21 protein-coding genes are annotated in these 24,263 nt (G+C 70.7%); 7 read left to right on the plus strand and 14 right to left on the minus strand.

Translation table 11 applies throughout. From position 1 onward, the window contains the following. Position 1: 1 nt before the first annotated feature. The 3 genes from ACIGDI_RS04160 to panB form a co-directional block, all read right to left on the minus strand. Positions 2-829, minus strand: coding sequence for an ABC transporter permease (locus ACIGDI_RS04160; RefSeq protein WP_399890169.1), 828 nt, complete (start codon positions 827-829; stop codon positions 2-4). Further along, positions 826-1,851 carry an ATP-binding cassette domain-containing protein gene (locus tag ACIGDI_RS04165; protein ID WP_399890172.1) on the minus strand — a complete coding sequence of 342 codons (1,026 nt, stop codon included), beginning with the start codon at positions 1,849-1,851 and terminating at the stop codon, positions 826-828. The genes ACIGDI_RS04160 and ACIGDI_RS04165 overlap by 4 nt, the downstream gene beginning before the upstream one ends. A gap of 173 nt (positions 1,852-2,024) precedes the next feature. Continuing rightward, positions 2,025-2,900 (minus strand): 3-methyl-2-oxobutanoate hydroxymethyltransferase, encoded by an 876-nt coding sequence (panB, locus tag ACIGDI_RS04170; RefSeq protein ID WP_200704020.1) that lies wholly within the window; start codon positions 2,898-2,900, stop codon positions 2,025-2,027. 180 nt (positions 2,901-3,080) lie between these two features. On the opposite strand from panB, the gene ACIGDI_RS04175 reads away from it, so the two are divergent. The 4 genes from ACIGDI_RS04175 (at position 3,081) to ACIGDI_RS04190 (ending at position 7,954) form a co-directional block, all read left to right on the plus strand. After that, positions 3,081-4,670, plus strand: coding sequence for an MFS transporter (locus ACIGDI_RS04175; protein WP_399890176.1), 1,590 nt, complete (start codon positions 3,081-3,083; stop codon positions 4,668-4,670). A 63-nt stretch (positions 4,671-4,733) separates the two neighbouring features. Further along, positions 4,734-5,375: a TetR/AcrR family transcriptional regulator gene (locus ACIGDI_RS04180; protein WP_399890179.1), complete on the plus strand. Its 642-nt coding sequence runs from the start codon at positions 4,734-4,736 to the stop codon at positions 5,373-5,375. A gap of 280 nt (positions 5,376-5,655) precedes the next feature. After that, positions 5,656-6,624, plus strand: coding sequence for an endonuclease/exonuclease/phosphatase family protein (locus ACIGDI_RS04185; protein ID WP_399890500.1), 969 nt, complete (start codon positions 5,656-5,658; stop codon positions 6,622-6,624). A gap of 106 nt (positions 6,625-6,730) precedes the next feature. Continuing rightward, positions 6,731-7,954, plus strand: a complete 1,224-nt coding sequence (locus ACIGDI_RS04190; protein WP_399890182.1) for an MFS transporter — start codon at positions 6,731-6,733, stop codon at positions 7,952-7,954. Positions 7,955-8,012: 58 nt separating this feature from the next. Here the strand turns inward: ACIGDI_RS04190 and ACIGDI_RS04195 are convergent, their stop codons facing one another. The 6 genes from ACIGDI_RS04195 to ACIGDI_RS04220 form a co-directional block, all read right to left on the minus strand. Then, entirely contained in the window at positions 8,013-10,058 is a 2,046-nt protein-coding gene (locus tag ACIGDI_RS04195) for an NAD(+) synthase (protein WP_399890185.1), read from the minus strand. A gap of 124 nt (positions 10,059-10,182) precedes the next feature. Continuing rightward, positions 10,183-11,760 carry a multicopper oxidase family protein gene (locus ACIGDI_RS04200; protein WP_399890188.1) on the minus strand — a complete coding sequence of 526 codons (1,578 nt, stop codon included), beginning with the start codon at positions 11,758-11,760 and terminating at the stop codon, positions 10,183-10,185. A gap of 104 nt (positions 11,761-11,864) precedes the next feature. Continuing rightward, a complete protein-coding gene (locus tag ACIGDI_RS04205) occupies positions 11,865-12,275 on the minus strand; it encodes a hypothetical protein (RefSeq protein ID WP_399890190.1) in 411 nt (136 codons plus the stop codon). Positions 12,276-12,360: 85 nt separating this feature from the next. Next, on the minus strand, positions 12,361-14,301 hold the full coding sequence (locus tag ACIGDI_RS04210) for a protease pro-enzyme activation domain-containing protein (protein ID WP_399890194.1): 1,941 nt from the start codon (positions 14,299-14,301) through the stop codon (positions 12,361-12,363). 226 nt (positions 14,302-14,527) lie between these two features. Next, positions 14,528-15,154, minus strand: a complete 627-nt coding sequence (locus ACIGDI_RS04215; protein WP_399890197.1) for a DUF305 domain-containing protein — start codon at positions 15,152-15,154, stop codon at positions 14,528-14,530. A 1-nt stretch (position 15,155) separates the two neighbouring features. After that, a complete protein-coding gene (locus ACIGDI_RS04220) occupies positions 15,156-15,839 on the minus strand; it encodes a DUF3105 domain-containing protein (RefSeq protein ID WP_399890200.1) in 684 nt (227 codons plus the stop codon). A 138-nt stretch (positions 15,840-15,977) separates the two neighbouring features. Here ACIGDI_RS04220 and ACIGDI_RS04225 point away from each other — a divergent pair, with 138 nt between their 5' ends. Continuing rightward, a complete protein-coding gene (locus tag ACIGDI_RS04225; RefSeq protein WP_399890203.1) occupies positions 15,978-16,412 on the plus strand; it encodes an RrF2 family transcriptional regulator in 435 nt (144 codons plus the stop codon). 281 nt (positions 16,413-16,693) lie between these two features. Here ACIGDI_RS04225 and ACIGDI_RS04230 read toward each other — a convergent pair whose 3' ends face one another. Continuing rightward, on the minus strand, positions 16,694-17,881 hold the full coding sequence (locus tag ACIGDI_RS04230; RefSeq protein WP_399890206.1) for a globin domain-containing protein: 1,188 nt from the start codon (positions 17,879-17,881) through the stop codon (positions 16,694-16,696). A gap of 331 nt (positions 17,882-18,212) precedes the next feature. On the opposite strand from ACIGDI_RS04230, the gene ACIGDI_RS04235 reads away from it, so the two are divergent. Next, the gene (locus ACIGDI_RS04235) at positions 18,213-19,574 is read left to right on the plus strand and encodes a glutamine synthetase family protein (RefSeq protein WP_208780024.1); all 1,362 of its coding nucleotides are present in this window, start codon (positions 18,213-18,215) and stop codon (positions 19,572-19,574) included. Positions 19,575-19,667: 93 nt separating this feature from the next. After that, positions 19,668-20,321: a RusA family crossover junction endodeoxyribonuclease gene (locus tag ACIGDI_RS04240; RefSeq protein ID WP_399890210.1), complete on the plus strand. Its 654-nt coding sequence runs from the start codon at positions 19,668-19,670 to the stop codon at positions 20,319-20,321. Positions 20,322-20,334: 13 nt separating this feature from the next. Here ACIGDI_RS04240 and ACIGDI_RS04245 read toward each other — a convergent pair whose 3' ends face one another. From ACIGDI_RS04245 to ACIGDI_RS04260, 4 genes are all read right to left on the minus strand, one after another. Beyond that, the gene (locus tag ACIGDI_RS04245) at positions 20,335-21,354 is read right to left on the minus strand and encodes a TolB family protein (RefSeq protein WP_399890213.1); all 1,020 of its coding nucleotides are present in this window, start codon (positions 21,352-21,354) and stop codon (positions 20,335-20,337) included. Continuing rightward, positions 21,351-22,670 carry an MFS transporter gene (locus ACIGDI_RS04250; RefSeq protein WP_399890216.1) on the minus strand — a complete coding sequence of 440 codons (1,320 nt, stop codon included), beginning with the start codon at positions 22,668-22,670 and terminating at the stop codon, positions 21,351-21,353. Before ACIGDI_RS04250 ends, ACIGDI_RS04245 begins: the two co-directional genes overlap by 4 nt. A gap of 1 nt (position 22,671) precedes the next feature. Next, positions 22,672-23,574 (minus strand): alkaline phosphatase family protein, encoded by a 903-nt coding sequence (locus tag ACIGDI_RS04255; RefSeq protein WP_390626181.1) that lies wholly within the window; start codon positions 23,572-23,574, stop codon positions 22,672-22,674. A gap of 110 nt (positions 23,575-23,684) precedes the next feature. Next, positions 23,685-24,125, minus strand: a complete 441-nt coding sequence (locus ACIGDI_RS04260; RefSeq protein WP_200704130.1) for a VOC family protein — start codon at positions 24,123-24,125, stop codon at positions 23,685-23,687. Positions 24,126-24,263: the final 138 nt, after the last annotated feature.

The following is a 24,263-nucleotide window of genomic DNA, read 5'->3' on the forward strand; positions in this document are numbered from 1 at the left end:
GTCAGTTCTTGGTACGGAACTTGTGGATCGCGTACGGTGCAGCGACCGCCGTGATCGCCACCGACCAGGCCAGCGTCACCCACAGGTCGTGCGCGACCGGGCCGCCGATCATCAGCCCGCGCGCCGCGTCGGCGAGCGTGGACAGCGGGTTGTAGTCGGTGAAGGCCTGCAGCCAGCCCGGCATCGACTTCGTCGGCGCGAAGATCGACGAGCCGAACTGCAGCGGGAACAGCACCAGGAAGCCCATCGCCTGCACGGACTGCGCGTTCTTCAGCACCACGCCCAGGGTGAGGAACACCCACATGATCGAGGAGGCGAACACCGCGGACAGGCCGACGGCGGCGAACAGACCGCCCCAGTGATGGATGTCGAACCCGACCAGCACGGCGACGATCATCAGCACGGTGGTCGCGAACAGCATCCGCGCCAGTTCCACCGAGATCTTCGCGAAGAGCACCGAGCCGCGGCCGATGGGCAGGGACCGGAAGCGGTCCATGACACCGGAGTTGAAGTCCTGGCTGAAGCCGGTGCCGACGCCCTGGGACAGCGTCATGCTCATCATCGCGATCATGCCGGGGATGACGTACTGCACGTATCCGTCCTGGCCGCCGCCCAGGGCCTGCCCGATGGAGCCGCCGAAGACGTACACGAACAGCAGGGTGAAGACGACGGGCATCAGCACCGCGTCGAACATCGACTCGGGGTCCTGCTTGATCCACAGCAGGTTGCGGCGGATCAGGGCGCCGGTGTGGCGCAGGTGGCCGCGCAGCGTGATGCGGGCGTCGGTCACGGCGGCCGGAGCGGTTGCGGTGGCGGTTGCGGCGCTCATACGGCGACCTCCTCGCGGGTCTCGGCGGGCACGGTGTCCTGCGGGGCACTGGCACGGTGGCCGGTGAGCGACAGGAACACCTCGTCCAGGCTGGGCAGTTCGGTGGTGATGGAGGACAGGGTGATGCCCCGGGCGGTCACGGCCGCGACGACGGCGGTGAGCTGCTCGTCGCTGAGGATCGGCACGAGCACCGCGCCGCTCTCGGTGTCGACCGTGGTGGCGGCGAGCCCGGTGATGCCGAGCTCGTCGAGGGCGGCGGCCAGCGGGCGCAGCTGCAGCGGATCGGCGGGCCGCACGCGCAGGGCGCGCCCCCCGACCTTCGCCTTCAGCTCGTCGATGGCGCCGCCGGCGATGACCTTGCCCCGGTCCACCACGGTCAGCTCGGAGGCGAGCTGCTCGGCCTCCTCCATGTACTGGGTGGTCAGCAGGACGGTCACCCCGTCGCCGACCATGGCCTTGACCTCGTCCCACACCTCGTTGCGGGTGCGCGGGTCCAGACCGGTGGTCGGCTCGTCCAGGAACAGCACCTGGGGCCGCCCGATCATCGAGGCCGCGAGGTCGAGCCGCCGCCGCATACCGCCGGAGTAGGTGCTCGCGGGCCGCTTGGCGGCGTCTGTCAGCGAGAACCGCTCCAGCAGCTCGTCGGCGCGGGCGCGGGCCTCCTTGCGGGGCAGGTCGAGCAGCCGCCCGATCATGTACAGGTTCTCCCAGCCGGGCAGCTTCTCGTCGACCGAGGCGTACTGACCGGTGAGGCCGATGACCCGGCGCAGCTGCCGGGGCTGGCGCCGCACGTCGTAGCCGGCGACGGTCGCCTCGCCCGCGTCAGGGGAGAGCAGGGTGGAAAGTATCCGTACGAGGGTGGTCTTGCCGGCCCCGTTCGGCCCGAGCACACCCATCACGGTGCCCTCGCGCACGTCCAGGTCGACGCCGTCCAGCGCCTTGGTCTCGCCGTAGTGCTTGACCATCCCCCGCACGGTGACGGCGTTGCCGCCGCCGCTGGAGTTCTTGTCGATTCGCGTCATGGAGAAGACGCTCCCAGCCCCCACCGACAAACGGCCTACAGCCCACCGACAGCACCGACAGGCCACCGACAGACTCACCGACAGGCCACCGACACCCTTCGGCCCGTGCCCCCACAAAGCAGCAGCCCGCCGACGGGGGAAGATCGGCGGGCTGCCTCTGTGCCGCAGTGGCTCTAGTGGACGCTGTGCTCCTCCAGCGGGAAGCCCCCGCCGACCACGTCCTGCGCGAACTCCTTCACCGCGTCGCCCATGACCTCACGCAGGTTCGCGTACTTCTTGACGAACTTCGGCACCCGGCCCGAGGTCAGGCCCAGCATGTCCGTCCACACCAGCACCTGCGCGTCCGTCTCCGGGCCCGCGCCGATGCCGACGGTCGGGATGTGCAGCACGCGCGTGACCTCGGCCGCCAGCTCCGCCGGGACCAGTTCCAGCACCACGGCGAAGGCGCCGGCGTCCTGGACGGCCTTGGCGTCCCGCAGCAGCTGCTGGGCCGCCTCCTCGCCGCGCCCCTGGACGCGGTAGCCCATCGCGTTCACGGACTGCGGGGTCAGCCCGATGTGGGCCATCACCGGGATGCCGGACTCCACCAGCAGGCGGATCTGCTCGTGCGAGCGCTCGCCGCCCTCCAGCTTCACGGCGCCCACCCCGGCGTCCTTGACCAGCCGGGTCGCCGAGCGCAGCGCCTGCACCGGGCCCTCCTGGTAGGAGCCGAAGGGCAGGTCGCCGACGATCAGGGCGCGCTGCGTGCCGCGCACCACGGCGGCCGACAGCATGGTCATCTCGTCCATGGTGACGGGCACGGTCGTCTCGTACCCGAGGTGACAGTTGCCCGCCGAGTCGCCGACGAGAAGCACCGGGATGCCGGCCTCGTCGAAGACGGATGCGGTCATCGCGTCGTACGCGGTGAGCATGGGCCACTTCTCGCCCCGCTCCTTGGCGAGGGCGATGTCGCGGACCGTGATGCGGCGGGTGCCCTTCCCCCCGTACAGCGCCTTGCTGCCGTCGGAGGGGGTGTGCTGCGCGGTCTGGGCAGCCGAAAGCTGCGTCATGGCAACGGCTCCTTCGTCATCTCGAGGCGCCCTGACGGCGTCCCCGGATCACCCCCATGGTGGCACCTCGTGCCGGGCCCGGCCAAGAGGACCTGCGTCACGTGACGCGATGGGTAAGGGCTGGGTAAAAACATTTTCGATACGGCACCGTCTCGTATCGGAATTGCTTAACGTGGGGACATGACCACTCCTGCCGCCCCAGCTCCTCGCATACCCGAAGCGGTGCACCGGCGCCGCTGGGCGATCCTCGGCGTGCTGATGCTGAGCCTGCTGATCGTCGTTCTGGACAACTCCATCCTGAACGTCGCCATCAAGACCATCTCCACCCCGGCCCCCACCGGCCTGGGCGCCACGCAGAGCGAGCTGGAGTGGGCGATCAACGCCTACACCCTCGTCTTCGCCGGCCTGCTGTTCACCGCCGGGCTCATCGGCGACCGGGTAGGCCGCAAGAAGGTGCTGCTCGGCGGGCTCGTCGTGTTCGGCATCGGCTCCGCGCTGGCCGCCGAGTCCGGTTCACCCGGGCAGCTCATCGCCTTCCGCGCGCTGATGGCGCTGGGTGCCGCGTTCGTCATGCCGGCCACCCTCGCCGTCCTGATGAACGTCTTCGAGCGCGAGGAGCAGCCCAAGGCCATCGGCATCTGGGCCGGCGGTGTCGGCCTCGCCATCGCCATCGGCCCGATCACCGGCGGCGTGCTCCTGGACCACTTCTGGTGGGGCTCGGTCTTCCTGATCAACGTGCCGATCGTGCTGCTCGCCCTCGCGCTGATGGTCTGGCTGGTGCCGGACTCCCGCGACCCGAGGCCCGGCCGCCTCGACCCGGTCGGCGTGGTGCTGTCCGTGGTCGGTCTCGTCCTGCTCGTCTACGGCATCATCAAGGGCGGCGAGCTCGCCGACTTCACCGACCCGCAGGTGCTGGCCACCATCGGCGCCGGTGTCCTGATCCTCGCGGCGTTCGTGGTGTTCGAGAAGCGCAGCGACCACCCCTCCCTGGACGTCTCCTACTTCAAGAACAAGGTGTTCTCGGCCGCCATGGCCGCCATCGCTCTGGTCTTCTTCGCGCTGATGGGCGTGACCTTCTTCTCGGTCTTCTACACCCAGAGCGTGCGCGGCTACTCGCCGCTGCAGTCCGGTCTGCTGATGCTGCCCCTGGCCGCCGCGCAGATGATCTTCGCGCCGCGGGCCCGGCTCGTCGTCGACCGGTTCGGCCACAAGGCCACGACCGGCGGCGGCCTGGTGCTGCTCGCGGGCATGCTGGCCGCGTTCGCCGGGTTCGAGGCGGACACCCCGATCTGGGTCCTGGAGGTCGTGTTCTTCCTCATGGGCACCGGCATGGCGCACGTCATGACCCCGACGTCCGTCGTCATCATGCAGGCCCTGCCGCGCGAGAAGGCCGGCTCCGCGTCCGCGCTGAGCAACACCTTCCGCCAGGTCGGCGGCGCCCTCGGCATCGCCGTCCTCGGCTCGGTGCTGTCGACGGCGTACCGCAACGGCATCGAGGGCCATCTCTCCCTCCTGCCGGCCGGCCTCAGGGACGCGGCCGGCGAGTCCATCGAGTCCACGCTCGGCGTCGCCGCCAAGCTCGGCCCGCGCGGCAAGGGACTCGTCGGACCGGCCAACGACGCCTTCCTGCACGCCATGCACGTCACCGCCCTGTGCGGCACGGTCGTCGCCCTGCTCGGCGCGCTGGTGGTGTTCCTGTTCCTGCCCGGCAAGCCGCCGGCCCGCCAGGAGGGCGAGGAGGAGCAGCAGTTGGTGGCGGCGGCGGAATAACACCTTCCGCGGCACCGGGTGGCAGCGGGGAGAATCGCTCCAGTACGAGGAAGGGACGCAGAAGTGAGTCTTGCCGACAGTCCAGCCGCCTCCGGGGCGCCCGCACGGGGGCGTCCCCGCAGCGAGGCGGTCGAACGCGCTGTCATAGAGGGCGTGCTGAAGCTCCTGGAGGAGGGCGTGCCGCTCGCCGACCTCTCCATCGAGCGCATCGCCCGCACGGTCGGCGTCGGCAAGGCCACCATCTACCGCCGCTGGAGCGGCAAGGAGGAGCTGTTCGTCGACGTCGTACGCGCCGCCGAGCCGCCGGACCCCGAACTGCCCGGCACCTCCATGCGCGACGACCTGGTGGCCCTGCTGGAGCCGCTGCGCCAGCGCGGTGTCATGACCCGCAGCTCGGCGCTGCTGCACAACGTGTTCGCACAGATGAAGAGCAGCCCCAAGGTCTGGGCCGCCTACCACGCCTCCGTCGTCGCGCCGCGGCGCAGGATGCAGATCGAGATCCTGCGCCGCGGACAGCAGAGCGGCGAACTCCGCGAGGACGTCGACATCGACCTGCTGCACGACCTGTTCGTCGCCCCGATGCTGGTGCGCACCGTCATGCGCCCACAGGCCGCGACGGAGCCCGACCTCTCCGAGGGCCTGTCGGAGCAGATCGTGGACGCACTCCTCGAAGGACTACGGCCCGTCAGTTCGCCGTCCGCGTAACCCGAATGTGCGCGTTGTGTCACAGAGCGCGCTTTCCGCCCATGCACACGGAACCCGTGACGTCGGCCCCTTCGTCCCACTGCCCGTACGGCCGCCGCGGGGCGGCAGGAACGACGCCGATCATCCCCTAGGGTCTTAAGGGGCCTCCCCCTTCTCGGGGGACGAACGGTGTGCACGGCAGGCAGTGAGGCGACGCGGTATGGCGCAGCAGGCATACATGACGGAGACGGACAACGGCGGCTCGGGGCCCGAGCGTCGGGGAGACCGGTTCCGGCGCCTGATGAACCGTCTGATCTCCGGCTGGCGCGGCGACCCCAGAATCTGGCGCCGCGGCATCGTCCTCGCCGCCCTCGGGGTGGTCCTGGCCCTCGTCATGCTGCTGCACGCGCGGGTCCCCAACACCATCGGCAACCTGGGCAGTCTCACCGAGACCTTCCTGCCCTGGCTGGGCCTGCTGATCCCGGTGCTGCTCCTGCTCGCCCTGGTGCGCAAATCGGCGACGGCCCTGATCGCGCTGATCCTGCCGGTCGTCGTGTGGCTGAACCTCTTCGGCGGCCTGCTCACCGACAAGACCGGCGGCGGCGGCGACCTCACCGTGGCCACGCACAACGTCAACGCCGACAATCCCGACCCCGCGGGCACCGCCCGTGACGTGGCGGCCTCCGGCGCGGACGTGCTGGCCCTGGAGGAGCTGAAGGCCTCGGTCGTCCCGGTCTACGAGAAGGCGCTGGCGCCGACCTACAAGTACCACTCGGTGCAGGGCACCGTCGGCCTGTGGAGCAAGTATCCGATGAGCGGCGTCAGGGCCGTCGACATCAAGCTGGGCTGGACGCGCGCGATGCGGGCCACGGTCACCACCGCGCAGGGGCCGGTCGCCTTCTACGTCGCCCACATGCCGTCGGTCCGGGTGAAGCTGAAGGCCGGGTTCACCGCCCGCCAGCGGGACACCAGTGCCGACGCGCTGGGCGAGGCCATCGCCGACGAGAAGCTGCCGCGCAAGGTGCTGCTCGGCGACCTCAACGGCACCATGAACGACCGCTCCCTCAACGGCGTCACCTCCCAGATGCGCTCCACGCAGGGCGCGGCGGGCAACGGCTTCGGGTTCAGCTGGCCGGCCTCGTTCCCGATGGCGCGGATCGACCAGATCATGGTCCAGGGCGTCGAGCCGGTGAGCTCGTGGACGCTGCCGGCGACGGGGAGCGACCACCTGCCGGTGGCGGCCCGTGTGAACCTCGACACCGGCTCTTAACCTGCCGGAATAGTGGGCCTGAGAGACTTTGTTCCGCCAGTGAACATACACTGGCGGGACACGCGTCCCTCTGACTTCCCGATCTCGGAAAGGAACAGGCCCCTTCATGCCCCTGGCCCTGCTCGCTCTGGCCGTCGGCGCTTTCGGAATAGGCACCACCGAGTTCGTGATGATGGGCCTGCTGCCCGACGTCGCGACCGACCTGCACGTCTCCATCCCCACCGCCGGTCATCTGGTCTCGGCGTACGCGCTGGGCGTGGTGATCGGCGCCCCGCTGCTCGCCGCGCTGACCGCGCGGATGTCCCGGCGCACGGTCCTGATCGGCCTGATGGCGCTGTTCGTGGCGGGCAACGCGCTCTCGGCGTTCGCCCCGGGCTACGACTCCCTGCTCGCGGCCCGCTTCCTCAGCGGCCTGCCGCACGGCGCCTTCTTCGGCGTGGGCGCGGTCGTCGCCACGAACATGGTCGCGCCCGAGCGCAAGGCCCGCTCCGTCTCGCTGATGTTCCTCGGCCTGACGGTCGCCAACATCGCGGGCGTGCCGGTCGCCACGCTCATGGGCCAGCACCTGGGATGGCGGGCCACCTTCCTCGGAGTCAGCACGATCGGCATCGCGGCGATCGTCGCGCTGGCCCTGCTGATCCCGCACGACCACACCCAGGCCCCGTCCGCCGGGCTGCGCCGCGAAATGACCGCCCTCAGGTCGCTGCCGGTGTGGCTGGCCCTGGGCACCACGGTCGCCGGCTTCGGCGCGCTGTTCTCCGCCTACAGCTACATCACGCCGATGCTGACGGATGCCGCCGGATACGCCGAGACCAGCGTCACCCTGCTCCTCGCCCTCTTCGGCGTCGGCGCGACGATCGGCAACCTGCTCGGCGGACGCCTGGCGGATCACTCCCTGCGCGGCACCCTCTTCGGCGGCCTGCTCTCCCTGGCGGTCGTCCTGGCCCTGTTCCCCCTGCTGATGTCCACCCAGTGGAGCGCGGCCCTCGCGGTGGCCCTGCTCGGCGCGGCCGCCTTCGTCACCGGCTCCCCGCTCCAGCTGATGGTCATGGAGAAGGCGTCGGCGGCCCCGTCCCTGGCGTCCTCGGCCAACCAGGCCGCCTTCAACCTGGCGAACGCGGGCGGAGCCTGGATCGGCGGCGTCGCCCTGGCCGCGGGCTTCGGGGTCACGTCCCCGGCCCCGGCGGGAGCGATGCTGGCGGTGCTGGGGCTGGGCGTCGCGGCGGTGGCGTACGCGGTGGACCGGCGCCGAACCGTTCCGGCAGCGGCACGGGAACGCGTGGTCGCCTCCCACGTGCCGCAGCGCTCGTCCAGCCCGTCCGGCGTCTGAGGACGAAGCCCTCGCGCCGACGGGGGCGCGGCCCCCGGGCCGCGCCCCCACGGGCGGCCTACTCTCCCGCCCGCAACTCCTCGAACCGCTCCAGGTCCCGCAGCCAGGCCCGCGCCGAACTGTCGCTCGGCGCCCGCCAGTCCCCCCGCGGCGACAGCGAACCGCCCGCCGACACCTTCGGACCGTTGGGCATCGCCGACCGCTTGAACTGCGCGAACCCGAAGAACCGCCGGCAGAACACCTCCAGCCACCGCCGGATCTCCGGCAGGTCGTAGGCGACCCGCTTGGCGTCGGGGAAGTTCGGCGGCCAGTCGCCGGCCTCCGGGTCGTGCCAGGCGTGCCAGGCCAGGAACGCGATCTTCGACGGCCGGAAGCCGTAGCGCAGCACATGGAAGAGCGTGAAGTCGTGCAGCGCGTACGGCCCGATCTTCGACTCCGTGGACTGCATCTCCTCGCCCGGCACCAGCTCCGGGCTGATCTCGGTGTCGAGGATCGCGGCGAGCGTCTTGCCGGTCTCCTCGTCGAACTGGCCGCTGCTGATGACCCACCGGATCAGATGCTGGATCAGCGTCTTCGGCACACCGCCGTTGACGTTGTAGTGGCTCATCTGGTCGCCCACGCCGTACGTCGACCAGCCGAGGGCCAGCTCGGAGAGGTCACCGGTGCCGAGCACGATGCCGCCGCGCTGGTTGGCCAGCCGGAACAGGTAGTCGGTGCGCAGACCGGCCTGCACGTTCTCGAAGGTGACGTCGTACACCGGCTCGCCGGCGGCGAACGGGTGGTCCATCTCCCGCAGCATCAGCCGCGCGGTCGGCGTGATGTCGAGCTCGGCCGAGGTGACGCCGAGCGAGTTCATCAGCTTGTGGGCGTTGTCCTTGGTGTGGTCGCTGGTGGCGAACCCGGGCAGGGTCCAGGCCAGGATGTCGCTGCGCGGCCGGCCCGCGCGGTCCATCGCGCGGGCGGCGACGATCAGCGCGTGCGTGGAGTCCAGACCGCCGGACACCCCGATGACGACCTTCGGGCCGCCGATCGACGCGAGGCGCTGCTGCAGGCCCGCGACCTGGATGTTGTACGCCTCGTAGCAGTCCAGGGCGAGCCGCTCGGCGTCGGCCGGCACGAACGGGAAGCGTTCGAGACGGCGCTTGAGGCCCAGGTCGCCCATGGGCGGCTCGAGTTCGAACGCCACCGTCCGGAAGTCAGCGGTGCGGGTCCGGTGCGTACGGCGGTTCTCGTCGAACGTGCCCATCCGCAGCCGCTCCTGCCGCAGCAGGTCGAGGTCCACGTCGGCCACCGCGTACTCGTCGCCCAGCGGGAAGCGCTCGGTCTCGGCCAGCAGCACGCCGTTCTCGTAGACCATGGCCTGCCCGTCCCAGGACAGGTCGGTGGTCGACTCGCCGAGACCGGCCGCCGCGTAGACGTACGCGGCCAGACAGCGGGAGGACGCCGAGCGGCACAGCAGCTTGCGGTCCTCGGCGCGGCCCACCGTGATCGGGCTGCCCGAGAGGTTCACCAGGACCGTCGCACCGGCGAGGGCCGCCTCCGCGCTGGGCGGCACCGGCACCCACATGTCCTCGCAGATCTCCGCGTGCAGCACCAGACCGGGCACGTCCTCGGCCGCGAACAGCAGGTCCACGCCGAACGGCACGCTCTGCCCGCCCACCCGGATCGACCCGCCGCGCTCGTCGGCGCCGTCACCGATCTGCCGGCGCTCGTAGAACTCGCGGTAGTTCGGCGGGTACGACTTGGGCACCACGCCCAGGACGCGGCCGCGGTGCACGATCACCGCGCAGTTGTAGACCCGGTTGCGGTGCCGCAGCGGGGCGCCGACGACCAGGACCGGCAGCAGGTCGGCCGAACCGGCCACCACCTCCCGCAGCGCGCTCTCGACCTCGTCGAGGAGGGCGTCCTGCAGCAGCAGGTCCTCGATCGAGTAGCCGCACAGCACCATCTCCGGGAAGACGGCGACCGCGACACCCTCCTCGGCGCACCTGCGCGCATGGCGCAGGACCGCCTCGGCGTTGGCGGGCGGGTCGGCGATGACGGTGTGGCCCGTGCACGCGGCGACGCGTGCGAAGCCGTGCTGATAGATCGACCAGAAGTTCAAGGGTGCTTCCTCGGGTGAAGGCGGAGTCGAGGCAGGCGCCCAGTGTAATCGTCAAAGCGACGCGATGGGGGGTGCGGGGGTGGCTCGCGCCACTCCCGCACCCCCCGCCGGGCGCCCCGCGTCCTCAGCTCTGGTACCCCACCACCGTCATCATTCCCGACTCCGCGTGGTAGACGTTGTGGCAGTGCAGCATCCACAGGCCCGGGTTGTCGGCGTCGAAGTCGACCGTGAGCGTGCCCTTGGGCAGCACGAGCGCCGTGTCCTTGCGTACCCCGTCCTCTGCCGTGGCCAGGGCGAAGGTGTGGCCGTGCAGATGGATCGGGTGCCACATGGCGGTCCGGTTGTGGAACTCCAGCCGGACCCGTTCCCCCTCGCGCACGGGGTGGCGCTGCGAGGCGTCGTAGGGCTTGCCGTCGAAGGCCCAGTCGTAGTGCATCATCGTGCCGGTCAGCTGCAGCCTGATCGTCCGGTCCGGCGACTTCCGCCGCAGCGCCACCGACTCGTCCACCTGGAGCTTGTGCGCGGCCAGGAGCCTTCCGTCGAGCTCCTGCGGGCGGGCCTCGGCGGTGGGCGCCGCGCCGCCGCCGGTGCGCAGGACGGCCATCGTGGACGCGTCCTTGCCCTCGGCCAGCGCGGTCAGCGGGAAGGCGCCGTCGCCGGCCGTCACCACCACGTCGTACCGCTCGCCCATGCCGATCAGCAGCGCGTCCCCCTTCGCGTGCCGCACCGGGTAGCCGTCGGTGTGCGTCACCGTCAGCTCGTGGCCGCCGAGGGCGACGCGGAAGGCGGTGTCCCCGCCGGCGTTGATGAACCGGATGCGGATGCGGTCCCCGGGACGGGCCCGGAAGACCGAAGGCGCGTTCGCCGTACGCCCGTTGACGAGGTAGTACGGATACGCCACGTCGCCGGGGTCGCCGCCCAGCAGGTCGCTGTGGGCGCCCGTCAGCCTCCTGGAGGGGCCGGAGTCAGACGACGCCGCGCTCTCCGTCCGCATCGACATGTCGGACATGGAGCCGCCCATGTCCATGCCGCCCATGCCCCCGCGCAGTTCGTCGAGCACGGCGTCCGGGGTGGAGCCGTCCACCCCGTCGACCCAGTCGTCCAGCAGCACGACCCACTCCTTGTCGTACGACAGGGGCTCCCTGGGGTCGTCCACGATCAGCGGGGCGTACAGCCCCCGGTCCAGCTGGACCCCGGTGTGCGGGTGGAACCAGTACGTGCCCGGATGCGGCACGGTGAAGCGGTAGTCGAACTCCGCGCCCGAGTCGATCGGGCGCTGGGTCAGGCCGGGAACGCCGTCCATGTCGTTGCGCAGGGCGATGCCGTGCCAGTGCATGGAGGTGCTGTCCGGGAGGTGGTTGGCCAGGGTCACGGCGAGGGTGTCGCCCGCGGTGACACGGATCTCGTTGCCGGGCAGGTCACCGCCGTAGGACCAGGACCTGACCGTGCGCTCGCCGAGGTCCAGCCGGCTCTCGACGGCGGTGAGGCGGACGTCGCGGACGGTGCCGCCGCTCGCGGCGCGCTTCTTCTCGGCGGCGGCCACCTCCTCGCCGTCCGGGACGACATAGCCCTTGGGGGCGTTGACGGTGGAGCCGCCCCGGCTGGTGGTGCTCGCGACCGAGTCGGAGCAGGCGGCCAGGACTCCCGTCCCGGCGAGGGCGACGGACGCGCCGAGAACGGAACGGCGTGTGGGAGTACGCATGATGTGCTGACACCTCGTCTGAAGGGTGCTGAAGATGGGCCGGACGCGTCTGCCGCTTCGGGGGGCCCCTCCATGAGGGCAGGCCGAAGCGGCCGGTGCGAGGCCTATATGCGCAGCACCGCCAGACCGTTGAACGACGGTCCGGCGGGAGGTGGGTTCGGCCACAGGGCCCGCAGCAGACGGGCGGGCCGGGGCGGGGAGAGCGGCGCGGGCAGGGTGCTGCCGAACGCCGCCGCGAGCAGCAGGACGAGCGTGAAGGCGCCGAGGACGGCCAGGCACACGGACCCGGGGTCCATGCCGCTCATGGCAGCGGAGTCGGAACCGGTCACCGACACGTGCGCCGGGACGGGTGACGGCGGTGCCGCCGTCCGGTGACCGGCGTGCGTCCCGACGGGTGACGGGGATCCCGAGCCCTGCTCCGAGGGATGCCCCAGGGTGTGCATGGTCACGATGCCGAGAAGCAGCACGGCGAGCAGCAACAGCCGCCCGTGCGCCCCGCTCCTCGATCCGGTCATGTTCGCACCCTACCCCCGCCGGGTATGCGAACGCCCGCTCCCCGGAGGGAACGGGCGCGCGCGTGCCAATGGTGTCGCGGGGACGTCAGTGGCGCTTGTACGACTCCACGTAGCCGTTCGCGGGCGAGCCCACGCCGGTGACGTCGTCGTAACCCTTGACCGCGGACAGCGAGCTGTCCTTGCCGAGGCTGCGGACCGAGGTGACCAGGCCGCCGGTGGCGTCGTAGCCGTTGGCGAAGTCCACGCGGGCCTCCGCCAGGCCGGAGCCCGTCGGGTTGTCGGTCACGTCGTGGTACACGCCCTTGCCGTAACGGGCGTAGATCTCCGGGTTGGCGAAGCCGATGGCCTTGCCGCCGCGGGCCTCCTGGGCCAGGGCCTGGACGGCCGCGATGACCGGGGCCGCCAGCGAGGTGCCGCCGATGCGGTACTCGTCGTAGGCCTGGGTCTTCCCGTCCGGCATGGTCTGGGTCTGGCCGACCAGGAAGCCGGTGTTCGGGTCTGCGATGGCCGCGATGTCCGGGACCACGCGGTTGCCCTCGGCGTTGTTGGCCGTGGCGAGCGCGTCCGGGACGACGCCCTTCTGGTAGTACGGCTCGGCGACCGTCTTGCTGGTGCCGCCGCCCGCGCCCGAGGTGAAGGCGCCGGGGAAGTTGGTCCAGCTCTTGCCGTCGGCCGACAGCACGGCCTTCTCGGTGCCCCAGCCGGTTTCCCACTGGTAGTTGTTGCTCTTGCCCACCGCGAGGGAGGTACCGCCGACCGCCGTCACCCAGGCCGAGTTGGCCGGGGTGTCGACCTGCTTCGTACCGGTGTTGGCGACCTCGTCGCCGTTGTCACCGGAGGAGAAGTAGAAGCCGATGCCCTCGACCGCGCCGAACTGGAACACCTGGTCGTAGGCGGCCGCGAGGTCCGGCGTCTGGTTGGCCTCGATGTCGCCCCACGAGTTGGAGACGATGTCGGCGAGGTGGTTGTCGACCACCTTGCTCAGCGAGTCCAGCAGGTCGGCGTCCATGCACGAGGCCGAGCCCACGTAGGTGACGTCCGCGGCCGGCGCGACCGCGTGCACGGCCTCGACGTCCAGCGTCTCCTCGCCGTACCAGCCGGCGGCGGAGCAGTCCTTGGTGTTCGTGTACTTCGTGGGCAGCACCTGGTGCAGCTGACCCGTCGTCCACTTGGCGTCGCCGTGCTTCGTCGCGTACGTCTGCGCGTCGAGGGCGATGGTCGGCGAGGCGTAGGCGTCCGTGATGGCGACGCGGACACCCTTGCCGGTGTAGCTGCCCGCGCCGTAGGCGGCACGAAGCTGCTTGCCGGTGTAACCCTTGATGGCGTACGGGATCTTCGAACCGTACGCGTCCGGCAGCGTGCTCGCGATGTTCGAGCCGTAGTACGACGAGAACGGCCCGGAGTTGCGGAACACGGTCTCCGGCGGCGGCAGCTGGTCGTCGTGGCGCGACATGTGCGGGGCGTTGTCCAGGCCGGTGACGGTCAGGACGGCGCCCTTGAGGCTGTCCGGCACCGAGGCCGTCTTCGACGGCGCGCGGTAGGTCTTCGAGCCCTTGGTGAAGTTGTGCAGCTGGGTGCCGAACGCCTTCTCGGCGGCGGCCACGTCACCGGAGACGGAGACGTAGTGGTGCGTGACGCCGGTGACCTTCAGGCCGTTCGACGTCAGCCACGACTTGACCGCGGCCACCTGGGCCTTGGTCGCGCCGAAGCGGGTCTGCGCCTTCTTGGAGCTGAGGTACTTGCCGTAGAGCGGCGAGCTCGGGTCGGACACGGCCCTTGCGTAGGCCGAGAGGCCCGCCGCGTCCTTGCCGGCCAAATAGACCCGGAGGGAGACCTGGGCGCCGTTGGAGGCATCGCCCTTGTCCGCCTTGGCCGTCGCCCACGCGGGCTTGGTGCCCGCGAGCGCGTCCCTGGCCGGGTTGTCCGCGGCGTGCGCCGCGGGTATGCCGAGCGCCAACGCACCGGCGAGCATGGGCAGAGTTGCCGCCATGCTCGTGGCGCGCAGTCTGGCGCGGTTGGATCTCATGGAACCCCCTGCGATGCGGTTCTTCGCATGTGTGGTCGTCTCGTCGCGTTGATCCGCGTAGACATCCCGCTCCGCGGCGGAGGCGCGGGGTGTGGATCAAGCGATGGGGGCCACTCTTTCGATGAACCGTTCATGCCAGGGGAAATCGCAGGCCAAGAGAACCCCAAGGAACGGTCAGGAAGGGCGAATTGGGGCTTTCGTCCCTGCGGTGGTGGGGTCCGGACTGCTAGGAACGCGCTTTCGCGCCCCGCTCCTTGAGCATGTCCGCCATCAACTGGATCTCCGACTGCTGAGCGTCCACCATGCCCTGCGCGAGCCGCTTCTCCACCCCGACCGCGCACTTGGCGACACAGCCCTCGGCCATGTGGATACCGCCCTTGTGATGGTCCGTCATGAGCTGCAGGTACAGCACCTCGGCCTGCTTGCCGCTGAGCGTCTGCAGCTTCTTCAGCTCGGTGTTGGTGGCCATTCCGGGCATCAGCGCGCCGTCCTTGCCGGACGCCATGTCACCCATGCCCATCCAGGTCATCGGCGGATCCGCGGACACCTTCGGCAGCCCCCACAGGTCCAGCCAGCCCAGCAGCATGCCGCGCTGGTTGGCCTGCGTCTGGGCGATGTCGTAGGCGAGCCGCCGCACTTCCTCGTTCTTCGTGCGGTCCCGCACGATGTACGACATCTCGACGGCCTGCTGGTGGTGCACCGCCATGTCCCGCGCGAACCCGGCGTCCGCGGAGTCGGCGGACGGCGTGCTCGGGCCGGTACCGTCGTCCTCGGCGACCGCGTAGGTGACCGCGCCGGCCGCGACGAGCACCGCGGCGGCGGCCCCCGCGATCCAGCCGATGTGCCGCTTCACGTCACATCGTCCCGCCGGTGCACGAGGCACCCGGCTCGGGAGTCTGCTTGCCCTGCACGTACGTCTCGAAGAACTTGGCGACCTTCGGGTCGCTCGCGCTCGTCACACCGAGCTGGTGCCCCCAGGCCGACAGCTCGATCGGCGAGGTCTGCTTCTCGTACGGGCTCATCAGCGTGTACGGCGTCTGCTTCACCTTCGCGGCGAGCGTGTCCACGTCCGCCTTCTTCGCCTTGCTCGTGTACGTCACCCACACCGCACCGTGCTCCAGCGCGTGCACGGCGTTCTCGTCGTGCACGGCCTTGGTGTAGACGTCGCCGTTGCAGTTGAGCCACACCTGGTTGTGGTTGCCGCCGACCGGCGGGTGCATCGGGTAGTTCACCGTCCCGGTGACATGCGTGCGCGACAGCTTGCCCGTCCAGGCCCGCACGCCGTCCTTGCCGGTGACGAAGTGGCCCGAGTCCCCGGAGTTGCCGCCCTTGGCGTCGCTCGCGGTGTCCTCCTTGCCGTCGCCACCGTTCTGCGACTTCACGACGAAGACACCGCCGACGACCAGACCGGCGACCACGACCACGCTCGCGCAGATGGTCAGGATCCGGTTGCGCCGCTCGCGGGCCTGCTCGGCGCGCCGCATCTCCTCTATGCGCGCTCTGCGTGCCGCGCCGCTGCTCTTGTTGCCGGAAGCCATCGCGGTGTCCTTCTGGGGAAAGGGACGGTCGGGTGCCTGATCGTAGTGGGGCCCGGGGGTGATCTCGTAGACGGGTCACGGCCAACCGAGGCGAACCGATAATTTGAACCGGAGATGCGTATTATCTACGCTGGCCTCATGCGGCTGCTGCGCTCCACCGATCTCGCCCTGCGCGTCCTGATGAGGCTCGCCGTCGCGGGCGACTCCAGCCCCACGACCCGCGAGGTCGCCGCCGGCGTGGACGTGCCCTACACCCACGCGGCGAAGGTCGTCGCCGAACTGCAGCACATGGGGCTGGTCGACGCCCGCCGCGGCCGGGGCGGCGGACTCTCCCTCACCGAGCAGGGCCGTACGGCGTCCGTGGGCGCCGTCGTCCGCGCCTTCGAGGGCGACGGCGACGTGGTCGACTGCGAGGGCTCGACCCCCTGCCCCCTGAACTCCGCCTGCCGCCTGCGCGGCGCCCTGCGACGGGCCCAGGAGGCCTTCTTCGCCACCCTGGACCCACTCACCGTGACGGACATGGTCGCGGAACCGACGGGGCCGCTGCTGCTCGGGATTTCGCGGGGGGTCTGAAGCGGGGGATCTGAAGGGGGGCGGGGCTTTCGGGTTCGGCGTGGGGCCGGGGGCGCAGGCGTCCTGAACGGGGGTGGGGGTTCCGGGCGTCCGGCGGCACGAGCGGATGAGCGCTCGGGTCGGGCGTCCTGGTGGGGGCCCGGGGCGGCGGGCGGTCGCCGCTCCCGGGTCGTGGCTGCTCCCGGGCTGTGGGCTCTTCCGTGCTGTGGCTGCTTCCGGGGCGTGGTCGCTCCCGGCCCGTCGCCCGCGGTCGGGATCGGGGCCGGGTGCGGGACCTGGGGTCAGGCCCGGCTCAGCCACAGGTCGGGGCCGAAGACCTCGTAGTGGATGTCGGACGCGGCGACGCCCTTCTGGAGCAGACCGGCGCGCACCGCTCGCATGAAGGGCAGCGGTCCGCACAGGTACGCGCGCGTGCCCGCCGGTACGTCGACGGCGTCGAGGTCGACCAGGCCGGCGCGGGTGCCCTCCGTCGCGTCCCGCTCGTACCAGAAGTGCACGGCCGCGTCGGGGAGCTTCCCTGCGTAGGCCTCGTGGTCGGCGCGCAGGGCGTGGTCGGCGGGGGAGCGGTCGCCGTGGACGACCGTGACCGGGGCGCGGTGGCCGGTCTCCGCGAGGCGCGCCAGCATGGCGACCATCGGCGTCACTCCGATGCCGGCGGAGGCGAGCAGCAGGGGCGTGTCGGCGGCGTCCTCGAGGACGAGGTCGCCGTACGGGGCGGACAGCTCCAGGACGTCGCCCTCGCGCACGCGCGCGTGCAGGTGGTTCGACACCTCGCCGTCGGGCGCGTCCCCGGCGTCCCGGACCCGCTTGACGCTGATCTGCCGGAGGGCCGAGCCGGGCGCTCCGGACAGGCTGTACTGGCGTATCTGGCGGGCGCCGTCCGGGAGCTCGGCGCGTACGGAGACGTACTGGCCGGCGCGGAAGTCGTCGACCGGCCCGCCGTCGGCCGGGCGCAGCCGGAAGGTGACGACGTCCGCGGTCTCGGCGACGCGCTCGACGACCTCCCAGCTCCGCCAGCCCGGCTCGCCGGACTCCTCGTACAGGCGCTTCTCGATCGCGACGAGGGCGTTCGCCATCAGCCAGTAGACCTCGTCCCAGGCGGCCGCGACCTCGGGAGTCACGGCCTCGCCGAGGACGCCGGCGATGGCGGCGAAGAGGTGCTCGTGGACGAGCGCGTACTGCTCGGGCGTGACGCCCAGGGAGGCGTGCTTGTGGGCGATGCGGGCCAGCATCGCGTCCGGACGCGACTCCGGGTGCTCCAGGAGGTGCGTCGCGAAGGCCGCGATCGAACCGGCGAGCGCCTGGCGCTGCGTGCCCGCCGCCTGGTTGCCGCGGTTGAACAGGTCGCGCAGCAGCTCGGGGCGGGCGGTGAACAGGCCGGCGTAGAAGCGCTCGGTGACCTCGTCGAGGTGCGCGCCGACGGCGGGGAGTGTGGCGCGGACGGTGGCGGCGGCTTGCTCGGACAGCATCGGGGGCTCCTCATGGTCGTCCGAGCCCGGTCCTGCGAACTCGGCTGCTCGGAACCGTAGTTAAACTTGCATTTGAGATGCAAATTATCGGGGAGTGGCGTCGCCCACGGATGGAGGGGGTCCGGGCGTTACGGATGTCAGTCCGAGCAGGCAAGATGGGCTGCGGAGCCGTACACCCGCCGTATGTGAGGCGTTCAGACCGAGGCCGTCTCGACGATCAAGGTCGGCAACGCGCATGAAATGCTGTTGTGGTGTGATGCTCAGGTGCCCGACCGCCTCCTGTGGGACAGGGAGACAGGCGGCCTGACCAGCAAGGATGGGGAAGCGGAAGATGGACAAGCAGCAGGAGTTCGTGCTCCGGACCTTGGAGGAGCGCGACATCCGGTTCGTACGCCTGTGGTTCACGGACGTGCTGGGCTTCCTCAAGTCCGTGGCCGTGGCCCCGGCCGAGCTGGAACAGGCCTTCGACGAGGGCATCGGATTCGACGGCTCCGCCATCGAGGGCTTCGCCCGCGTGTACGAGTCCGACATGATCGCCAAGCCGGACCCGTCCACCTTCCAGATCCTGCCCTGGCGCGCCGAGGCCCCCGGCACCGCCCGCATGTTCTGCGACATCCTCATGCCGGACGGCTCCCCGTCCTTCGCCGACCCGCGCTACGTCCTCAAGCGTGCCCTCACGCGCGGCTCCGACCTGGGCTTCACCTTCTACACCCACCCCGAGATCGAGTTCTTCCTGCTGAAGGACCGCCCCCTCGACGGCACCCGCCCCACCCCCGCCGACAACTCCGGCTACTTCGACCACACCCCGCAGAACATCGGCATGGACTTCCGCCGCCAGGCGATCACCATGCTGGAGTCGATGGGCATCTCGGTCGAGTTCTCCCACCACGAGGGCGCCCCCGGCCAGCAGGAGATCGACCTCCGCTACGCCGACGCCCTCTCGACGGCCGACAACATCATGACCTTCCGCCTGGTCATGAAGCAGGTGGCGCTGGAGCAGGGCGTCCAGGCGACGTTCATGCCGAAGCCGTTCTCGGAGCACCCGGGCAGCGGTATGCACACCCACCTCTCCCTCTTCGAGGGCGACCGCAACGCCTTCTACGAGTCCGGCTCGGAGTACCAGCTCTCCAAGGTCGGCCGCTCCTTCATCGCGGGCCTGCTGCGCCACGCGGCGGAGATCTCGGCGGTCACCAACCAGTGGGTCAACTCCTACAAGCGCATCTGGGGCGGTTCCGAGCGCACCGCCGGCGCCGGCGGCGAGGCCCCCTCCTACATCTGCTGGGGCCACAACAACCGCAGCGCCCTGGTCCGCGTGCCCATGTACAAGCCGGGCAAGACCGGCTCCGCGCGCGTGGAGGTCCGCTCCCTGGACTCCGGCGCCAACCCGTACCTGTCCTACGCGGTGCTGCTGGCCGCCGGCCTCAAGGGCATCGAGGAGGGCTACGAACTCCCGCCGGGCGCCGAGGACGACGTGTGGGCCCTCTCCGACGCCGAGCGCCGCGCGATGGGCATCGAACCGCTCCCGCAGAACCTGGGCGAGGCCCTGACCCTGATGGAACGCAGCGACCTGGTCGCCGAAACGCTGGGCGAGCACGTCTTCGACTTCTTCCTGCGCAACAAGAAGCAGGAGTGGGAGGAGTACCGCTCCGAGGTGACGGCGTTCGAGCTGCGGAAGAATCTGCCGGTGCTGTAAGCGCGGATCGGTTCGTCGAGTGGGGCTGACGGTCGTGGACCGGAAGCCCCCACTCGCTTGTGGTGATCGGCGCGCGTTGAGAGCATGCCCCCCATGTCCAGTTCTGTGGTGACCGAACGTGACTTCGTGGTGGAGGAGTTTCGCGATTACGGTCGGGTCGAGATCCGTAGCGCGGTGGACCCCATATCGCTTCAGGCCGACCCCGCTCGGAAGGCCGGTTTCAAGGCTGCGCTCGGTTCGGCTGTTCAGAAGGCCACAACAGGTGTGTTCACGCACGACGTCGAAGTGTCCCTGGTGTGGCTCCTCGAGGAGTCCCGCCGCTACCGGACCCATCTCGTGGCCGACCTCGACAACGTCATGAAGCCGATCCTCGACGCGGTCACCGGCGCCGACGGCATCATGATCGACGACAATCAGATTCAGTCGATCGACGCCTCGTGGATGACCCCGGCGGGGCGAGCGGGTTTCGAGCTGAAATTCAAGGCGCTGATGGCGGACGACTTCGTGTCTCGCGAGGGGCTTTCTTTTGTGGAGTTCAGCGCGGACCGCTGCTATCTGCTGCCGCAGATGGACAGGTCGGCCCAGGAGGCTTTGGTGCGGGGGTACCGCCAGGCGCTGGAGGCATATCGGCGAATGCTCGCTGCGGGAATCGCCGAGAGCGCCGCACGGAATGTTCTTCCGCTGGTGCGGCCGTTTCCGCGTGCGCGGCTGGGCAAGTTCACCGTATTTCCGCACGCGGATTTCTGACGGCCGGACAGAACTAGCCCACGAACACCGGGGACACCGCCGCGGTGCTGATGCGCCGCGGCTTTCCCTTGCCGTCCGCGGGGATCGTGTACAGGTCTGCTCCGTAGTCGCCGGGGAGGGCGTAGACCAGGGTGTGGGTGTCGCGCCAGACCGCCTGGTCGTCGACGCTGCGGGGTTCGGCCAGCGGGGTTTCCCGCATGGTGCGCAGGTCCAGGACGTACAGCCGCCAGGGGGCGTCCTTCGGCAGGCCCCGCACCCGCTTCTTGAAGGCGATCCGGGTGCCGTCGGGGGACAGGGACGGGCATTCGACGTTCGTGTGGAGCGTGGTGACCGTGCGGGCGCGCAGGTCGCCCCGGACCAGGTAGGTCCGGCCCTTCGTCGCCATCGTCGCGTAGAACGTGCGGTCGTCCCGCGCGAACGTCACGCCCCAGAAGTTCAGGTCCGCGGCGCGGTAGGCGCGGCCGTCCTTCAGTACCCGGTAGGCCTCCAGGGACGGGGTCAGCTTCCCGGTGCGGACGTCCACGATCGCCGCGCGGGTCGAGAAGTTCGTGCCGGCGTACGAGTCGCCGCCCACGAAGGCCGTCCACGCGGCGAAGTGGCCCGTCGGGGAGACGCGGGCGCGGGACGGGATGCCGGGGACGTCGTACCTCGCCCGCTCCTTCAGGTGCGCGTCGAGGATCACCGCCCGGTAGGTGTCGGAGACCGCGCCGTGCACCGCCCGCAGGCACACTCCGGTGCCCGAGGCGGCGTAGAAGCGCAGGCACTTGACGCCGGAGGCGATGCGGGGGCCGGAGGGGTCGGTCGCCGGGACGGTCGTCAGCTCGTCGCGGTGCGGGCCCCACGCCATGTTGCGGAAGACCATGCGGCCGGGGGTGGTCAGGGTGACGGTCCCCGAGGTGACCCGCGGGCCGCCCGGCTGGGCCCGGTCACGGCGATCCGCGCGCGCCGAGGCGTGCAGGACCGAGGCCACGGCGACCGCCGCGAGCGCGGCCAGGGCCGCCAGCAGGACGAGGATGCGGTTGCGCAGGATCATGCGGGGACCTCCCGGGCCGTGGTGGGTCGAAGGAAGCCGACCGAGACCGCCGCGCACAGCGCCAGCGTCGCCGTCGACGCCAGCAGCGCCGTACGGTCGCCCCACAGCGACCACGCGGCGCCGAACCCCAGCGAGCAGGCGAAACGGGCCAGTGCCTGGCCGGTCTGCACGACCGCCAGCCCCGATGACCTCAGGTGCTCCGGTACGCCGTCCGAGGCCACCGCCATCAGCACGCCGTCGGTCGCCGCGTAGAAGCCGCCGTGCAGGAGGAGGACGGCGTAGGGGAGCGCGGGGCCGTGCCAGGCGGTGAGCAGGAGCACGTACGCGGTCAGCAGGGCGCCGTGGCCGGCGAGGAACACCCGCCACCGGCCCACCCGGTCCGCCAGTCTCCCGAGCGGCACCGCGAGCAGCAGGAACGCCGCCGCCGTGCCCAGGGGGAGGAGCGCGAACCAGCGGTCGGGGACGCCGAGTCGGCGCTGGAGGAGGAGATAGACGAAGGAGTCGCCCACCGTCGCCAGGCCCAGCAGCAGCGCGCAGACCGTGACACGGCGGACGTCGCGGCGGCGCAGGAGGCCCAGAGCGGCGCGCAGGGTGGGACGTGGCGCAGCCCCGTCCCTGGCGTCACCCGCCCGCCCGACCGCCGGTGCCGCCGGTCCCCCCGACACTCCCGGCGCCCCCGGCACGAACAGCACCAGCACCAGCACCCCCACCGCCGCCACACAGAAGCTGACCGTGAACACCGCGTCGTAGCCGTCCACCGTCGCTCGCAGGATCAGGAACGCCACCAGCGGGCCCAGCAGCGCGCCCCCCGTGTCCATCGCGCGGTGCACGCCGAAGCTGCGGCCGCGTGTCTCCGGCGTCGACGACAGGGAGATGAGCGCGTCCCGCGGGGCCGTGCGCAGGCCCTTGCCGGTGCGGTCGGCGGCCAGGACCAGGCCGATGGGAGTGAGGGAGTGGGCCAGGAGCAGCAGGGGCTTGCAGAGCGCCGAGATGCCGTAGCCCAGGCCCGCCACCCACTTGTGGCGGCCGCCGCCCCGGTCGGCCAGATGGCCCCCGGCCAGGCGTACGAGCGCCGAGAAGCCGTTGTAGATGCCGTCCAGGAGCCCGAATCCCAGCGGGGACAGGCCGAGGCCCGTCACCAGGTACAGGGGGAGCACCGCCGTCACCATCTCCGACGAGACGTCGGTGATCAGGCTGACGGTGCCGAGCGCGAGGACCGTGGGGGCGACCGCGGCACGGCGCCGCCCGGCGCGAGGAGGCCGGGCGGCGCCTTCCGCGGACGCCGGCGGGGTCGCCCGGCTGTCCGCTACGTACACGTCAGGACGCCCAGATGCCGGTGATGTCCGTCGCGGAGGCCGCGTTGCCCGCGTGCGTGGACAGCCCCTGCGTGTCCTCCAGGGTGCGCAGCAGGTCGTAGTGGTTGTACGTGGTGGACGAGGACGAGCCCGCCGTCACCGGCTGGCCGTACAGGACCGTCGGGATGCGGTTGCCCGACAGCCGGTTGTCCTCGTCGAAGGTGACGACGAGCAGGCTGTTGTGGGTCTTGGCCCAGGTGGCGTAGCCGCCCAGGTTGTTCTTCAGCCAGGTGTCGCCGGTGGACACCGAGCAGTCGTGCATGTCGCTGCACAGGTTGGGGGTCACGAAGGAGATCTGCGGCAGCGTCGAGTAGTCCGTGGGGAACTGCGCGAACGTCTTGGCGCTGGACGTCGGCACGTTCTTGAAGCCGAACCACGGGTCGTGCTTCTGGGCGTAGTTGCCGCTGCTGCACGTGGTCGAGCCCTGGCTGGGCAGCGACTCGTTGTAGCTGGCCCAGGTGCGGCCCGCCGCGATGGCCTCCGAGGCGAGGTTGGCGGCCGAGGAGAAGCCCGGGGTGACGCAGCTGTCGTCGGTGACGCCCTGGGTGGAGCCGGAGAACAGGGCGTAGTAGTTCGGCTGGCTCGGGTGGGTGATGCCGTACGACTGGGTCAGGTTCGCACCGCCGGTCTTCAACGAGTTGATGTACGGCGCGCTGGAGGAGCCGATGACCTGACTGTAGGCGTGGTTCTCCATGACCACGACGACCACGTGGTCCGGGGTCGGCACGGCCGAGGCCGCGGACGAGGAGCCGCCGAGACCGGTCCACAGACCGACGGCCGCGGCCGTGAAGGCGAACGTGGACGCGAGTGCGGCGCGGCCGCGGCGGGCCCTCGGACGGGCAGGACTTGCGGTACTGCCGGACACATCAACCTCCGGAGGGGGGAAGGGCGGGGCTGGCGGTGCGGACAGAGCATGCACACGCCAACATTCCCGTACCCCACGGCGCCCAACCGGACGGATGAAGAGCGGATGAACTACAGCCGCTCGGCGGCCTGCCGCGCCAGCACCTCGTGCAGCGGTTCGAGCGCCCGGCGCCGGTACTCCTGGATCGCCCATCCGTTGCCGTCCGGGTCCTTGAAGTACATGAAAGTGGCCCCGTCCTGGTCGGCGAACCGCTGCGGCTCGCTGACCTCGAGACCACGTGCGGTCAGCTCCTCGTACGCGGCCTTCGCGTCCGTCACACAGAGCTGCATCCCGTGGTACGTACCAGGCTGCGGCATACCGGTCGGCACCTGCAACCCGTCGACCAGCGCGATGGAACACCCCGAGCCGGGCGGCGTCAGCTGGACGATCCGCACCCCCTCCATCACGTCGCCGTCCAGGTCGACGTGGAATCCGACCTTGTCCCGGTAGAACTCCTTGGCCCGGTCCACGTCGGAGACCGGCAGCATGATCACTTCAAGGCTCATGTCCATGGAAACGACTCCCTCGTCGTCGTACGGCTGCTCCTCACCGAAGCCCAAAACCGGCCGGGGCGCCACCGAATAGCGGCCCGGGTGCCACCGAACAGCGGTCCGGGCCGCCACCGAAGAGCGGGCCGGGGCGTCACCGGA

Source organism: Streptomyces sp. NPDC085900, from assembly GCF_044540925.1.
In the GTDB taxonomy this organism is placed as follows: domain Bacteria; phylum Actinomycetota; class Actinomycetes; order Streptomycetales; family Streptomycetaceae; genus Streptomyces; species Streptomyces gilvifuscus.